The organism is Bradyrhizobium ivorense (assembly GCF_900696085.1).
Taxonomy (GTDB): Bacteria; Pseudomonadota; Alphaproteobacteria; order Rhizobiales; family Xanthobacteraceae; genus Bradyrhizobium; species Bradyrhizobium ivorense.
In genome coordinates, this window is sequence record NZ_CAADFC020000032.1 from 77,091 (window position 1) to 92,358 (window position 15,268).

Consider the following 15,268-nt stretch of genomic DNA (forward strand, 5'->3'; position numbering starts at 1 on the left):
CGACCAAGACCTGAACGAGCCCTTGAGCGGAGACCGGCCGATGAGCGCCCCCGACCAGGACAAGCAGCGCAACCGCGAGATCGCGGCCAACGAGGCCGAGCGCGAGGCGGTCAGCGCCGTCCGCGTCAGCAGCTGGGCGATCGGGATCGCGGTCATCCTCGGCGTCATCGCCGTGGCCATCGTCTGGGCCTGGATGAGCCGATGAGATTGCTTCACCTCTCCCCGCGCTTTGCGGGGAGAGGTCGGATCGCATTGCAAGATGCGATCCGGGTGAGGGGTGAACCACACTGCTCAACACATCGCAAAGTGCTCGCCGGATAGAGGCCCCTCACCCCGACCCTCTCCCCGCGAAGAGCGGGGCGAGGGAGAAGAGGCGGTGTTAGCCTACGCCACCGCCCCAGACGCGCGCAGCTTCTGGATCGTCGCCTCGTCATAGCCGGCCTGCCGCAAGATCTCGTCGGAGTGCTCGCCGACCTCGGGCGGCTTGCGCGGCTGCACCTTCTTGGCACCGTCGATGAAGATCGGGCTGTTGACGGTGAGCATGGTGTCGTTCTCGAACCGCACCAGCACCTCGTTCTCGATCATCTGCTTGTCGTTCGGGATGTCGTCGAGAATGCCGACCACGCCGAACACCAGGCCATTGCCGTCGAGGATCTTGCGCCATTCGGCGAGATCGCGGGTTGCGAAAATCTCGTCGAAAATCTTGATCAGCTCGACCGAGCGCGAATGGCGGTCCGCCTTGGTGGCGAAGCGCGGGTCGGCGACGAGGTCCTCGCGGTCCATGCAGCGCGCCAGCGTCGGCCATTGCCGGTCTTCGTTGAGCAGCGACAGGATGATCCAGCGGCCGTCCTTGCACTTGTAGTGGTTGGTGACGGCGTTCAGCGCCTCTTCGCGCGGCTTGCGCTTCTTGAACTTTGCGCCGACCAGCTTGGCCTGCGCCAGCACGCCGTTGGCCCAGATGCCGTTGGCCATCAGATTGGTCGCGACGTGCGAGCCCTTGCCGGTCTTCTCGCGCTTGAACAGGGCAGTGACGATCGCGCCGTAGAACGCCATCGCGCAGGGGTGGTCGCCCATGCCGGCGACCGAGCGCGCCGGCGTGGTGTCCTCGTCGGCGCGCACCAGATCCATCAGGCCGGAGCGGGCCCAATAGGCGTTGGAATCGAAGCCGGGCTTGTTGGCCTCTTCGCCCCTCTCGCCATAGCCGGTGAAGGAGGCGTAGATCAGCCGGTCGTTGAGATGAGCGAGATGGTCGTAGGTGATGCCGAGCTTTTCGCGCACCTGCGGCGGCATGTTGGTGATGAACACGTCGCTCTCGGCGACCAGCTTGTAGAGCACCTCGCGCGCCTCGGGCTTGGTGAGGTCGAGCGCGAGACTCTTCTTGTTGCGCGCTTCCAGCATCCACGCGAAATTGTGTTCGCTGGCGGGATAGCCGGGCAGGTTCGGCAGATTGCGGTAGGGATCGCCGGCGCCCGGCGGCTCGATCTTGATGACGTCGGCGCCGAAATCGGACAGCACGGTGGCGGCCGCGGGCGCTGCGATGAAGCTCGCGCAGTCCAAAACCTTGAGCCCGTCAAAAATGCCTTTTTCCATCGTGCCGTCGCTCCCGTGGCGCTTGTTGGTGTTTTTCCGGTGGCTGGAATATCGCGTGCGATGTTCCCGATCGAGGGGCCATTTGACCCATGTTGCCGGGATGATGCAACGGCGCTCTTTCGGGGGCGTCATTGCGAGCCAACGGGTCGCGCGAACGCGCGCCCGATGACAGGCTCCGCGAAGCAATCCATGCCTCGGCTCGGGGATGGATGGATTGCTTCGTCGCTTCGCTCCTCGCAATGACGCGGGGAGGATTGGCGCACATGCTCAACCCGTCATCCTGAGGTGCGAGCCTTGCAGCGCAATTGCGCTGCTGGGCGAGCCTCGAAGGATGCACGGCCCGGCTGGTGGCCGTCGATCCTTCGAGGCTCGCAAGAGCTCGCGCCTCAGGATGACGGGGCTGATAGGTCGCTACAAGCTACTCCACGCCGGCCATCAGCGCGGCGTTGCCGCCGGCGGCGGCGGTGTTGATCGTCACCGTCTGCTCGGTGGTAAAGCGCGCCAGGTAATGCGGGCCGCCGGCCTTGGGGCCGGTGCCGGAGAGCCCGCTGCCGCCGAACGGCTGCACGCCGACGACCGCGCCGATCATGTTGCGGTTGACGTAGATGTTGCCGACCTGCAGGCGGTCGATCACCTCCTCGATGGTGTCGTCGATCCGCGAGTGGATGCCGAGCGTCAGGCCAAAACCGGTCGCCTCGATCGCGGCCAGCACCTCACTGAGCCTTTCGGCGCGGTAGCGCACGACATGCAGGATTGGGCCGAACACCTCTTCGGTGAGTTGGCCGGCTGTCGCGAGTTCGAAAATATGCGGCGCGACGAAATTGCCGGCCGGCGCGTCGCCGGCAAGATGCACGCGCGCCTCGCGCTTCATCCGCGCGATATGCGCATCCAGCCGCTGCTTCGCCTCGGCGTCGATCACCGGTCCGATATGCGTCGACGGCTCGGCGGGATCGCCGATCTTCAACTCGCGCGCGGCGCCGGCGATCATCTCGATCATGCGGTCCGCGACGTCGTCCTGCACGAACAATAGCCGCAGCGCCGAGCAGCGCTGGCCGGCGGAGCGGAAGGCGGATGTCACGACGTCGTCGGCGACCTGCTCGGGCAGCGCGGTGGCGTCGACGAGCATGGCGTTGATGCCGCCGGTCTCGGCGATCAGCGGCACGATCGGACCGTCCTTGGCGGCGAGCGTCCGGTTGATCGATCGTGCGACGTCGGTCGAGCCGGTGAAGACGACGCCGGATATCGCGGGATGGCCGACCAGCAGCGCGCCGATCGCGCCGTCGCCCTGGACCAGATGCAGCGCCGAGGCTGGTACGCCGGCTTCATACAGCAGCGCGACCGCTTCGGCCGCGATCCGCGGGGTCTGCTCTGCCGGCTTTGCCAGCACCGCGTTGCCCGCCATCAGCGCCGCCGTCACTTGGCCGAGGAAGATCGCCAGCGGAAAATTCCACGGCGAGATCGCGACGAACGCGCCGCGGCCGCGCAGCGCCAGCACATTGCTTTCGCCGGTCGGCCCCGGCATCGCCTCGGCCTCGCCGAACAGTTTTTGCCCCAGCGCGGCATAGTAGCGGCAGAAGTCGGTTGCCTCGCGCACTTCCGAGAGCGCGTCGTCGAGCGTCTTGCCGCCCTCGCTCTGCAGCAGCGCAATGAAATGCGCGCGGCGCTGTTCCAGCAGATCCGCGGCCTTGTCCAAAATGGCGGCGCGCCGTGCGGCCGGCATGTCGTTCCACGCCTTGAAGCCGCGGCGCGCAGCGGCAACGGCTGCGCTCGCCTGTTCGGCTGTGGCGATATCGACAGCACCAGGCGCAGCCTTGCGCTCGGCTGCAATCGCCGAGGTCAGGCTGTCGAGCGCGGCCCGCTCGCCGAATTCGATGCCGTGCGAATTCTCGCGCTGCGGGCGATACAGATCGGCCGGCAGCGGGATCGTGGGGTGAGACGCCTTGCTATCAGCGCCGATGATCTCGGCCGGGCGGCGCAACAGATCCGCGATATGCACGCGATTGTCCGCCGCCAGCGCGACGAAGGAAGAGTTGGCGCCGTTCTCGAGCAGCCGCCGCACCAGATAGGCAAGCAGGTCGCGGTGGCTGCCGACCGGCGCATAGGTGCGATGGGCGATCTCCGGACGATCCTTGCCGAGCTGCTCGTAGAGCGCTTCGCCCATGCCGTGCAGCCGCTGGAATTCGAAGCTTGCGGGATCATCGGCGAGTTCGAGGATGGTCGCGACCGTCAGGGCGTTGTGGGTCGCGAATTGCGGAAACAGTCGCGGCCGCAGTGCGAGGAGCTTGCGCGCGCAGGCGACGTAGTTGAGATCGGTCATCGCCTTGCGGGTGAACACCGGGTAGCCGTCGAGCCCGCGTTCCTGCGCGCGCTTGATCTCGGTGTCCCAATAGGCGCCCTTGACCAGCCGCACCATCATCCTGCGGTCGAGCCCGCGCGCCAGCGCCGCGACATAGTCGATCACGTCGCTGGCGCGCTTCTGGTAGGCCTGGATCGCGAGGCCAAAGCCGTTCCAGCCGCCGAGCGACGGCTCGGCGAACGCCGCGGCGAGCACGTCGAGCGACAGCTCCAGCCGGTCGGCCTCCTCGGCATCGACGGTAAAGTTCAGGTCGAACGCCTTGGCGCGGCGCGCCAGATCGACCAGACGCGGCACCAGCTCGCTCATCACCCGCGCGCGGCTCACCGCCTCGAAGCGCGGATGCAGCGCCGAGAGCTTTACGGAGATGCCGGGCCGGTCGGGCAGGGGGTTTTCGCCGGCCGCCTTGCCGATCGCATCGATCGCGCGCGCATAGGATTCGAAATAGCGCTCGGCGTCGTCGGCGGTGCGCGCGCCCTCGCCGAGCATGTCGAAGGAATAGCGCGAGCCGCTTGCCGCATGCGCTTGCGCGCGCGCCAGCGCCGCCTCGATGGTCTCGCCGAGCACGAAATGGCTGCCCATCAGCCGCATCGCCTGCCGCGTCGCGGCGCGCACCGCCGGCGCGCCGAGCCGCTTTGTCAGCCGTCCGATCGTGCCCTGCGGCGTCTCGCCGGGCTGGATCACCCGCGCCGACATGCCGAGCGCCCACGCCGAGGCATTGACCAGGAATGCGCTCGACCTGGTTTCGTGATGGACGAAGTCGCCCTGGCCGAGCTTGTCCTCGATGAACTGGTCGGCGGTGCGGGCATCGGGCACGCGCAGCAGCGCCTCCGCCAGCACCATCAGCGCCAGCCCCTCCTTGGTCGAGAGCGCGAACTCGCGCAGCATGTCCTCGACGCCGCCGAGCGGATCGTCATTGGCCCTGATCGCCTCGATCAGCCGCGTCGCGCTGCGATCGATCCGCGCCTCGCGGTGCGCGCCGAAACGCGCGTCCTGCAGCAGGCGAGCGGCGATGGTGGCGTCGTCCGGCGCGTAAGGCGCGCTGAACGGCGGCGGGGCGGGGGAGGGGTCTGGCATGGCGGTTCCTTCGGTTACAGGGAACACCTACGCGCTCACGAACCGTAGTTCGATAGACAAATTAGCAGATTTACCTTAGAAAATAAGGACAATATCGGACCATACCAGATATATGACAGAGATTGACAAGATCGACCGCAAAATCCTCTCGATCCTGCAAGGGGATGGAAGGATCGCCAATGTCGAATTGGCCGAACGGATCGGGCTGTCGCCGACCTCGGTCGGCGAGCGGCTGAAGCGGCTGCAGCGCGACGGCTTTGTCGAGGGCTACGGCGCCCGGCTCAATCCGCACCGGCTTGGGCTGGGCTTGCTGGTGTTCGTCGAGGTGCTGCTCGACAAGACCACGCCCGACGTGTTCGAAAAATTTGCCAGGGCGGTGCAGACCGCGCCGGAAGTGCTGGAGTGCCACATGGTGGCCGGCGGCTTCGACTATCTGGTCAAGGCGCGGGTCGCCAACATGACCGCCTATCGCCGCTTTCTCGGCGAGACCCTGCTGGCGCTGCCGGGCGTGCGCGAAACGCGAACCTACGCGGTGATGGAGGAAGTCAAGCGCGACGCGCCGCTGCCGGTCGGCTGATGTGATCCACAGCCATGCGCCGCGTGTATTGGCTTCGCGCCGCACCCGCGCTAATCCTCTCCTGCAATTGGGGCAATCATCATGAGCGACGCCAATCGACCGATACCAGCGATGCGGGCCGGCTTTGCCGGCGTGCTGGTGGCTGCCACGCTGGCATTGCTGTCGGCGACGCCATCGCGCGCCAGCGAGCTCAGCTCGGGGGTGGCGCAGTTGTATACCTCGGTCTCGATCTATCCGCCGTCGGCGACGTCGATGACGGTCTGCTACGGCTTCGTCTGCCGGCGCCGCGAGACGCTGGATTTTTCCGCCGCCGACCGCGCCGCGCTGACCAAGATCATGGCCGCGGGCCGCGCCAACGCCGCCGCCGAGCGCGCGGCGATGCAGAAGGCGGTGATCTGGTTCGACCGCCGCATGGCTCCGATCCTCGGCACCGACAAGCGCGTCGCGAAAGCGGACTTCCGCGCCAACGACGCCCAGCACAATTACGATTGCTGGGACACCACGCGCAACACCACCAGCCTGATGCTGGTGCTGCGCGCATGGAACCTGTTCAGGTTTCACGACGTCGGGGATCCGCATTATCGCGGCTTCTCGTTCGGGCAGACCCCGCACAACACCGCCGTGCTGGTCGAGCGCGCCACCAAGGTGGAATGGGCGGTCGATCTCTGGCCGCGCGGCTATTTGCAGCCGCCCGACGTGATGACCGTCACGCAATGGGTGACGGAAGATTGAACGGCTGAATTTCGCCGCCGCGCGACCCGTGGCGTTCGTCCGGCGTTGACGGTAGGGATAGCGGCGAGCGATCGGTCAATGCCGGGGCCACGACATGCGTTTACGCCCGACCTGCAGTGATGCCGCGATGCGCGGCGTGTGTTCCCATCTGTTGCTCGCAGCCGTGCTGCTGCTCGGTACGGCGTCCGGAGTCCGGGCGGACGATCTCGCAGATTGCAACGGACCGGTAGCGGACAAGGTCGAGGCGGCTTGCTCGGCGATCATCAGCGACACCGCGCGCCCCGTCGAGGAGCGCACCAAGGCGCTGTCGAGCCGCGCGCGCTTCCATATCGGCCGCGGCAACACCGATCAGGCCTTGAGCGATACCGAGGCCGCGCTGCAGCTCAACCCGCAATTCGTGCAGGCGCTGATCGAGCGCGGCTATCTGCGGCAGCGCAAGGGCAGCCCCGATCAGGCCCGCGCCGACTTCGATCGCGCCATCGAGCTCGAGCCGAAGTCTCCGTTCGGCTATCTCGCGCGCGGCAATCTGCGCGCCGACCAGCGCGCCTGGAGCGATGCGATCGCCGACTACGACCAGGCGATCACGTTGCGGCAGGATCTGCCTGCGGCGCGCGTCGGCCGCGCACGGGCCTATGTCGAGACCGGAAAGCCCGATGAAGCGCTGGCCGACGTCAACGTCGCGCTCGCCGTCAACCCGAACACGCCGAACGCGTTCTACTGGCGCGGCCAGGCCTATCGCCGCAAGGGCGACGTCGATCATGCGATCGAGGATTTTTCGCGCGCGATCGCCCGGGCGCCGCAGACCGAGCGCAACGCCTATTTCAACCGCGCCCAGCTCTACAGCGCCAAGGGCGATTATGCGCGCGCCATCGCCGATTTCGACAAGCTGCTGAGCTTCCTGCCCGACAACAAGGAGATCCAGCAGCAGCGCCAGCAGGCGGTGGCGATGCAGGCCGAACTGGCCAAGGCCGGCACTGCCGCGCCGCCGCCGGCAGCATCCGCACCCGCAGCGCCCGGCGCGCCGGCGGCGCGGCCATCGCGGCCGGCCGCAGCTTCCGCGAACCAGCAGATCGAGCAGGCGAAGCAGCTCATCGCGCAGCACAACTATGCGGCCGCCGTGACCACGCTCAGTCAGGTGCTGTCAGGCGATCCTCGCAACGAAGCGGCGCTGCGGCTGCGCGGCATGGCTTATTCTGTACTCGGCCGCCCCGCCGACGCGCGCAACGATCTCAACGAACTGGTCAAGCTCAGGCCGAACGACGCGCAGCTGTTGGCGCACCGCGCGATCCACGTGGCGGGCATGCGGCTGTTCGACGATGCGATGGCCGATGCGGACCGCGCGCTCGCGCTCGACCCGAACAATGCGCTGGCCTATATCGGCCGCGGCATGGCCAAGGCCGGCGCCGGCAAGGCGCAGGACGCGCTGGCCGACTACGATCGTTCGATCGCGCTCAATGCCAAGGACACGCTGGCCTTCACCGAGCGCGGACTGGCCTATGTCAGCCTGAACCAGATCGACAAGGCGCTGCTCGATTTCGACCAGGCGCTGGCGCTTGCACCGACCAATCTGCTCGCGAAGTCGTGGCGCGGGCTGGAGCTGCTGCTCAAGGGCCGTACCGACGAGGGCATGGCCGATATCAACGCCGTGCTGGAGCGTAACCCCGGCAATCCAACGGCGCAGCTTGGCCACGCGCTGGCAATGTTGACCTCGGCGCAATACGACCGCGCCGTCGCCGCGTTCGACCAGATCGTCGCCAAGGCGCCCAACGATCCGTTCGCGCATGTGCTGCGCGCGCGGGCCTATCTCGGGCTGAAGAAGACCGATGAGGCGATGAAGGACCTCAATCTCGTGCTCGACGCGCGGCCGGATTATCTGGCGGCGCTGACCTTGCGCGGCATCGCCTGGTCGGCGCAGCGCAATTACGACAAGGCGGTCGCGGATCTCGACCGCGCGATCGCGCAGAAGGAGTCGGTGGAGGCGGTGTTCGCCCGCGCCAAGGCCCATGAGGCGCTCAACCACACCGACAAGGCGGCCGAGGATTTCCGCAAGGCGACGCAGCTAGAGCCGGCCAGCGTGTTCGACGTGATGGCGCAGGCGGAGTCACGCCGCAAGCTGCAGGAATATTCGAAGAAGCTGCCGTGCGGCTCCGGCCAGAGCGGCACCTGTCTGTGATGCGCAACGCAGCAGCAAGGCGGCGTGGCTCGGGCGGCTTCGCGCAATGCTGCGCACCGGCACGCCGGCGAGGGCGGCTACAATGAAATCCGGCGTCGTGGCGCGCGGGCGTGGTGCCCGCCCCGCCGAACGTCGCGTTGTCTGGGTTGTTGGCTCGGCCTCACTCCCGAATGGGGTCCGAGAGTGCGCCGCTTGGTCTGGCGCGGCCGCGCTAGACCTTCAGGTTCTCAGCCGATGTCTTGCCGCGATTTGCAATTTCTTCGTACTCGACCGACTGACCTTCGTTGAGCGTCTGAAGGCCAGCCTTTTGAACTGCAGAAATATGCACGAAAATGTCCTTGCCGCCCGATGAGGGCTGGATGAATCCGTAACCCTTGGTCGGATTGAACCACTTCACGGTACCTTTGGGCATTCCAGTCGTCTCCGCGGAATCAAAACGAAACAGACCCGCCGGTCCCCGCACAACCGGCACGTCCGCGCCGCACAGGATAGCAGTTTGAAATAGACTGGGTAGATCAAACGACGGTGTGATTTTGCCCGGAACCCCCCTGCTTTCGGGCGGTTTGGCGCCGCACTGCCTGTTTCGTGGTCAATTGATGCGCTGCAAAAGCGGACGGCTTCACGCCGGCCGGGCACCCGGATGCGGCGCGCCGTCGGCTCTTTTCAGTGTCCAACTCAGGCAGGTCCGGCGGTCATCGGCCCCGTGTCGCACGGCGGGAATCGATCCTGCGCAAAGCCGCGCGCGCGACCGCGATGCGCCAGATCGAGAAAAATTCTCGAAGAATCATCGGAACATGCACGAAACAATTTCGCGGCATGTGTGGGCACGCAACGCCGGCCGAATTCGTTGCTGATCAAATCTGGATGTTCCTGCGAACGGGTAGTTTGTTTCTGTGTTTCTCGTCACACTGCGAGATCAAAAAGGTGGGTGCCTCGCGGCGAGGCTCCTGCTCGGACACGACAGGGAACAATGTCCATCGTCAGCAGGATTACGGGGAGCGGCGCAACGGCGCGACGTCCGCGCCGCCGCGGCGTGATTCGTGGCTGGCCAGCGGCGGTTGCTGTCGGCCGGCCAACAACAAGCTGCGGCGGCTGCGCTCGTTCGCGGCGTCAACTGAAGACACATGCAAGACGCACATCAAGAAGACTATCAACAAGCGGATCACGTCCTGGCACCTCCCGCCGAATATTTGCAACATGCGCCCCTGCCGCGCGAGCCGCGCGACATCAGGGACAGGACCCCGGCGCGGCCGCGGTTCTTCTCGACCCGGCCCTATGAGCCGTCAGAGCAGTTCGACGTCTGGAAGACGCGCATCAGCCGGCTGGTCGAGGTCGGTCCGCCCGAGGACCACGATGTCGCGCAAGGCTTTGCGGTGGAGTACATGACCTGCAACATGGCCGACATCGTGCTGACGTCGGGGTATTTCGCCGCGCAGACCTTTGCGCGGGTGCCGCGCGCCGCGCCGATCGATTATTGGTGGCTTTATCTCGGACGGTCCGGCGAAGCCTGGTTCGAGAGCAGCGACCGCCACCTTCACGCCGGGCCGGGCGCGATGTTCCTGGTCTCGCTGGACAAGGAGTTCCGCGGCCGCATCACCGGCTACGACGGCCAGATCTTCGCTCTGCCGCGCAGCGCGTTCACGGCCGTGGCGGATGAGCTCGACAACGTCCACACCACCATCCTCTCCGGCGGTCTGATCGAGCTGTTGGCCGATCATCTGCGCAATCTGGAAGCGCGGGTGCACGAGATGGAGGCGGATGAGTTCCGCCATGCCGGCCGCGCCACTGCGGCGATGATCGCCGCCTGTATTCAGCCGACCGCGACCAGGCTGGAGCGGGCACAGGGCGCGATCGATTCCGTGCTGTTCGAGCGCGCGCGCCTGCACATCGAGAATCACCTCGGCGAATTCGACCTCACCCCGGAACGGGTGGCGCAGGGGCTGCGGATCTCGCGCTCGAATCTCTACCGCGCCTTCGAGAGCGTCGGCGGCGTCGCGCGCTTCATCCAGCGCAAGCGCCTGCAGGCGGCCTATGCGGATCTGATCGCGACCGGCAACGCGCAGGTGCAGGAGATCGCCTATCGCCACGGCTTCCGCCTCGCGTCGGATTTCACCCGCGCGTTCCGCCGCGAGTTCGGCATCAGCCCGCGCGAGGCGCGCGAGCGCGCCCGCCTCTGATTCGGGTTTCGGTTGCATCGCGCAGTGGAACCGCGGGTGCACACTGCAAATCGTTCAACTTGTGAGACGCTGTGCCAGCTATTTGGACGGGGTGCTGGGTGACGGCGGCAAATTCGTGGCTATGATTCATCAATATCATGACTCGGGTGTTGTGATGGGGATCGGCAACGGGTGCGTGTTCTTTGATCGTGCCCGTCTCTTTCAATCGTATCGTTGGATGAAGGTGGAAAGTGCCGGCGTGTTGCGCCGATGCTGTTGCTTGTTCCTGTCTGCGCCTAGCCCGGCTGTGGGGTCGTACAGCCGGCGGCACAATGCTCCGGGGGCATAGGGGCAGACAGTCAGGGGGCGCAAATGCCAACCACGCAGGTTTCAACTCCATCGTCGATCTCGGGGCGTCGCGCGGGCTTTGTCCGCAACTGGGTTGAAGATGCCAGTGCGGGTCCGCGCGCGCTGCGCCGACGGCTGATGGCGGTGCTGCGTTCGGCCCACCGTGTCCTTGGCATGAACCGACACCGATTGGGCCTCGGGACGTTGGGAATTGGCGGGACGACCGTTGCGACGACGCTTGGCGCGTTCGCCGTTGTCATAGTCGCCGCCTCGCCCGCAAGCGCTGGAAGTGTGCAGCTTGGCGGTGGAAGTGCGACCGGCACCGATTCCGTAGCGATCGACACCGGATCGGTGGCGAGCGGGCTGCGCGCTATCGCGATTGGTAGTGGAGCATCGGCACCCGGATTAGATGCCGTTGCCCAAGGCACGGGCACCAGCGCAGGCGCCCAGAACGCCGTCGCGATTGGCTTCCAGTCGATCGCTTCACAGCTCAACTCCGTCTATCTTGGCTCGCGCACGGCGCTGGGAACCGGTGCCCTTGCCACCAGCGCCATCGGCATCGGCACGGATGTGACGGCATCCCAGGTCGACGCCATTGCGCTTGGACGTCAATCCATTTCGTCGGCGCAATACGCGGTGGCTCTCGGCCTGAACGCGCAGGCATCGGGCACTGGCGGCGCGATGGCGCTGGGCCAGGGCACGGTCTCGAGCGGAACCAATTCGGTCGCGCTCGGCGTTCAATCCAACGCTACCAATGCGGGCGCCAGCGCCCTCGGCACCTTCGCCGTTGCCTCCGGAGCGAACTCTACGGCGCTCGGCGTCAGCTCCTTATCCAGCGGCAACTTTGCGATGTCCGGCGGCTGGGCGTCGGTTGCAAGCGGGGTGCGGGCCGTGACGTATGGCGCGCAGTCGCAGGCAGCCGGGGACTTTTCGGTTGCGCTGGGCACCAATGCCGTCACCAACGGGACCAGCGCGGTTGCGGTCGGACAGGGCGCAGGGATCGGCTCGACGGCCGGAAGCTCCGGTTCGGTCTCGGTCGGCATTGGAGCCGGCCAGTCCGTCGGCGGCGTCCAGAACGTCGGCGTCGGTGGCGGCGTCAACACCACGATGCGCGGCGCGGGGTCGGGTGTCACCGGCGCACGCAACGTCGCCATGGGAACCGGCGATGGCACCATTGCCTATGACGGCACGACGTCGGCCGCCGCGGGCAGCCTCGTCACGGGCAACGACAACGTCGCGCTCGGCACCAATGCCGGCATTGGCGTTGCCAGCAATGCAACGACCTCGATCGGCTTGAATGCGAACGCGTCGGCCACCAATGCCATCGCCATCGGCACCAGCTCGGTAGCCAATTCGGCCAATGCGGTTGCGATCGGCACCAACACCCTGGCGACCGGCGGCCAGGCGGTCGCGGTCGGCGCCGGCAACGTCGCCAGCGGCAACGGCGCGGTCGCGATCGGCGATCCCAACACCGCGACTGGCAATGGCGCCATCGCGAGCGGCCTCAACAACACCGGCACCGGCGACGGCACGGTTGCGATGGGCAACACCAACATGGTCGGCGGCGGCGGCCAGGCCGTCGGCACGCCCGGCACCCAGGCGCAAGGCGCGGTCGGCGTCGGCTTCCAGAACACCGTCACCGGCCAGGGCGCCGTCGGCATCGGCGACCGCAATATCGCCAGCGGCGTCAGCGCCATCGCCATGGGCAGTCAGGCCAACGCTTCGGCCGCCAATGCCATCGCGCTCGGTGGCGGCGCGACCGCGACCAATGCGGGCGCCGTTGCGCTCGGCAACGGCAGCGTCACCGCTGCCGCGGTCAACACGCCGAACACGGTGATCAACGGCACCACCTACAGCTTCGCGGGTACTGCGGCGACCTCGACCGTGAGCGTCGGCGCGGTTGGCGCCGAGCGCACCGTCACCAATGTCGCGGCGGGACGGCTCAGCAACTCGTCGACCGATGCGATCAACGGCTCGCAGCTGTTTGCCACCAACCAAGCGGTCGACGGCCTCGCCACCACCGTCAACAACATCACCACCGGCGGCGGCATCAAGTATTTCCACGCCAATTCGGCGTTGGCCGATTCGAATGCCGTGGGCACGGACTCGGTTGCGATCGGACCGGTCTCGACCGCAACGGGGACCAATGCGGTGTCGGTCGGCAACGGCGCCACCGCCGCCAACGCCAACGATGTCGCACTCGGCGCCGGCAGCCAGACCGCTGCTGCGGTCGGCACATCGGGCATGACGATCGGCGGTACGGCCTACAGTTTCGCCGGCACGACCCCCGCATCGACGGTCAGCGTCGGCGCTGTTGGCGCCGAGCGCACCGTCACCAACGTTGCCGCGGGGCAGGTCTCGCTGACCTCGACCGACGCCGTCAACGGCTCGCAGCTGTTCGCGGCCACCACGGCGATCGACAGCCTGACGACCACCGTCACCAACGGCCTCAGGCACTATTACAGTGTCAATGACGGCGGCACGCCGGCTGCGAACTACGCCAATGACGGGGCGACCGGCGCCAATTCGATGGCCGCCGGCATCGGTGCCTCGGCGACATCGGCGGGATCGACGGCGGTTGGCTTCAACAGCCGGGTCACGGTGGCCGATGGCGTCGCGATCGGCTCGGGTTCGGTATCCGACCGCGCCGTCGCACCGGCCTCCGGCACCATCGGCGGCACGGTCATCCCCTTCAACACCACGGACAAGACGCTGCTCGGCGCGGTGTCGGTCGGCGACTCCACGAACTATCGCCAGATCACCAATGTGGCCGACGGCACGCAGTCGAGCGATGCCGTCACCGTGCGGCAGCTCACCGGCGCGCTGGCGTCGTTCTCGGTGACGCCGGTCAAATACTTCCATGCCAATTCCACGCTGGCGGATTCGCTGGCGGTCGGTAACAACGCGGTCGCGGTCGGACCGCAGACCGTGGTCAACGGCGACAACGGCATCGGCATGGGTTTTGGGGCGATCGTGCAGCAGACCGCGCCCGGCGGCATCGCGATCGGCCAGAATTCGCTGGTCAGCTTCGCCGACGCGATCGCGTTCGGTACCAATGCGCAGGCCAACGGCATCCAGTCGGTGTCGATCGGTGCGGGGTCGGTGACCTCCAACCCCACCAGCGTCGCGCTCGGCCCCAATGCCAAGGCGACCGCGCAGGCCGGCGACGTCGCGCTCGGCGCCAACTCGACTACCTCGGCGGTGGTGGCGACGTCGAGCACCTCGATCGGCGGCACCACCTACAATTTCGCCGGCACCACGCCGACCTCGACCGTCAGCATCGGCAGCGCGGGTGCCGAGCGCACCCTCACCAATCTGGCCGCGGGGCAGATCAGCGCCACCTCGACCGATGCGATCAACGGTTCGCAGCTCTGGGCCACCAACACCTCGCTCGACAGCCTCTACACGACGGTCAACAACATCACGAGCGGCGGCGGCGGCATCAAATACTTCCACGCCAACTCGACGGCGGCGGATTCCTCCGCGACCGGCGCGGAGAGCGTGGCGGTCGGGCCCCAGGCGGTCGCGAGCGGCACCAATGCGGTCGCGATGGGCAACGGCTCCGCCGCGTCGGCCGACAATTCGGTTGCGATCGGCGCCGGCGCCCGGGCGACGGCGGCCAACTCGCTGGCGCTCGGCGCCAACGCCACCACGACGGCAAGCCTCAGCGATGCCGCCTATACGCCTGTTGTCGGCAAGGCGGTGGCCGGCGTTGCCACCGGCGAAGTGTCGGTCGGCTCCTCCGGTGCCGAGCGCCGCGTCACCAACGTCGCCGCGGGCTCGGCAGCGACCGACGCGGTCAATGTCAGCCAGCTCCAGGCGCTCGCTAACTCGACGATCCATTACGACAGCGACGGCGCCGGCGGCACCACCAACAAGCTGACGCTGAACAGCGGCAACGGTGCGCCGGTGACCGTCAGCAACGTGGCGGCGGGCATCGCCGGCACCGACGCGGTCAACGTCAACCAGCTCAACAGCGCGTTCCAGCAGCTCAACGGCCAGATCGGCGAGGTGCGGCAGGATGCCTGGCGCGCTGCGGCGATCGGCATGGCCGCGGCCTCGCTGCGCTATGACGACCGGCCCGGCAAGGTCAGCGCCTCGGCCGGCGGCGGTGTCTGGCGCAGCCAGGGCGCGCTGGCCTTCGGTCTCGGCTACACCAGCGAGAACGGCCGGCTGCGCAGCAACGCGGCGGCGACCACCGCCGGCGGCGACTGGGGCGTTAGCGCGGGCGTCAGTCTGACGCTCAATTGATCCGGTGTTCG

The 15,268-nt window shown here is 67.1% G+C and carries 9 protein-coding genes; 6 read left to right on the forward strand and 3 right to left on the reverse strand.

From position 1 onward, the window contains the following. Positions 1-40: 40 nt before the first annotated feature. A complete protein-coding gene (locus CI41S_RS43905; protein ID WP_172628356.1) occupies positions 41-205 on the forward strand; it encodes a hypothetical protein in 165 nt (54 codons plus the stop codon). Between the two features lie 179 nt (positions 206-384). Here the strand turns inward: CI41S_RS43905 and CI41S_RS37760 are convergent, their stop codons facing one another. Beyond that, positions 385-1,590, reverse strand: a complete 1,206-nt coding sequence (locus CI41S_RS37760) for a CaiB/BaiF CoA transferase family protein (RefSeq protein ID WP_139864110.1) — start codon at positions 1,588-1,590, stop codon at positions 385-387. Positions 1,591-2,008: 418 nt separating this feature from the next. Next, complete coding sequence (gene putA, locus CI41S_RS37765) at positions 2,009-5,020, reverse strand: bifunctional proline dehydrogenase/L-glutamate gamma-semialdehyde dehydrogenase PutA (RefSeq protein WP_139864111.1); 3,012 nt, start codon at positions 5,018-5,020, stop codon at positions 2,009-2,011. A gap of 112 nt (positions 5,021-5,132) precedes the next feature. Between putA and CI41S_RS37770 the strand changes: the two genes are divergently transcribed. From CI41S_RS37770 to CI41S_RS37780, 3 genes are all read left to right on the forward strand, one after another. Beyond that, positions 5,133-5,597: an Lrp/AsnC ligand binding domain-containing protein gene (locus CI41S_RS37770; RefSeq protein WP_139485763.1), complete on the forward strand. Its 465-nt coding sequence runs from the start codon at positions 5,133-5,135 to the stop codon at positions 5,595-5,597. 111 nt (positions 5,598-5,708) lie between these two features. Further along, positions 5,709-6,329 (forward strand): hypothetical protein, encoded by a 621-nt coding sequence (locus tag CI41S_RS37775; RefSeq protein WP_139864229.1) that lies wholly within the window; start codon positions 5,709-5,711, stop codon positions 6,327-6,329. Between the two features lie 94 nt (positions 6,330-6,423). Further along, positions 6,424-8,502, forward strand: coding sequence for a tetratricopeptide repeat protein (locus tag CI41S_RS37780; protein ID WP_139864112.1), 2,079 nt, complete (start codon positions 6,424-6,426; stop codon positions 8,500-8,502). Between the two features lie 211 nt (positions 8,503-8,713). Here the strand turns inward: CI41S_RS37780 and CI41S_RS37785 are convergent, their stop codons facing one another. Continuing rightward, positions 8,714-8,914, reverse strand: a complete 201-nt coding sequence (locus tag CI41S_RS37785; RefSeq protein ID WP_139485765.1) for a cold-shock protein — start codon at positions 8,912-8,914, stop codon at positions 8,714-8,716. A 712-nt stretch (positions 8,915-9,626) separates the two neighbouring features. On the opposite strand from CI41S_RS37785, the gene CI41S_RS37790 reads away from it, so the two are divergent. Both CI41S_RS37790 and CI41S_RS37795 read left to right on the forward strand, forming a co-directional pair. After that, the gene (locus CI41S_RS37790; protein WP_139864113.1) at positions 9,627-10,679 is read left to right on the forward strand and encodes a helix-turn-helix domain-containing protein; all 1,053 of its coding nucleotides are present in this window, start codon (positions 9,627-9,629) and stop codon (positions 10,677-10,679) included. A gap of 351 nt (positions 10,680-11,030) precedes the next feature. After that, entirely contained in the window at positions 11,031-15,257 is a 4,227-nt protein-coding gene (locus CI41S_RS37795; protein WP_139864114.1) for a beta strand repeat-containing protein, read from the forward strand. Positions 15,258-15,268: the final 11 nt, after the last annotated feature.